Origin of the sequence: Gillisia xinjiangensis (genome assembly GCF_046298265.1) — a bacterium.
Taxonomy (GTDB): domain Bacteria; phylum Bacteroidota; class Bacteroidia; order Flavobacteriales; family Flavobacteriaceae; genus Gillisia; species Gillisia xinjiangensis.
Genome location: NZ_JBKAHK010000069.1, coordinates 1 through 613 on the forward strand (window position 1 = coordinate 1; position 613 = coordinate 613).

The window sequence follows — 613 nt, forward strand, 5'->3', positions numbered from 1 at the left end:
CCGGCCTCTCGTTCATGCTGTGGCGGTGACGAAACGCCCGTTGTTGAAATCCTCGGCGGCCTGGTGGATTTCCGCCTCGCTGTTCATCACGAACGGCCCGTAGCCTACGATCGGTTCGTCAATCGGCTCGCCCGTCAGGATCAGCAGCTTGGCTTCCCCATCGGTATGGACCTTGACGTCGCTTCCCTCGCGATCAAGCAACACCATTTCAGCCTCTCCGGCCTCGAGACTGCCTTCGATCGTCACGTGTCCGGTCAACACCACGATCATGGCGGTATGACCCGCCGGCAGGTCGAGAGTCAGGTCCCTATCGGCCTTCAGGCTGAGATCCCACACGTTGATCGGTGTGAAGGTCTTCGCCGGTCCTTTCGCGCCGCGATGCTCACCGGCAATGACGCGCGCCTTGCCCGCACCGCCGGGCAGCGAGACGACGGGGATGTCGGCCTTGGAGATGGCCTGATAACCGCCGGGCGCCATCTTGTCCTTCGCCGGCAGATTCACCCAGAGCTGCACCATGCGGAAGGGTCCGCCCGTCTTGGCAAAACCGGGCGAGTGGTATTCCTCATGAATGATGCCGCCCGCGGCCGTCATCCACTGGACGTCGCCGGGACCG

1 protein-coding gene is annotated in these 613 nt (G+C 63.5%); it reads right to left on the reverse strand.

The features are described 5' to 3' along the window. Positions 1–12: 12 nt before the first annotated feature. Positions 13–613, reverse strand: a 601-nt coding sequence (locus ACKGJN_RS16505; protein ID WP_409540663.1) for a pirin family protein, incomplete at its 5' end; no start/stop codon positions are given.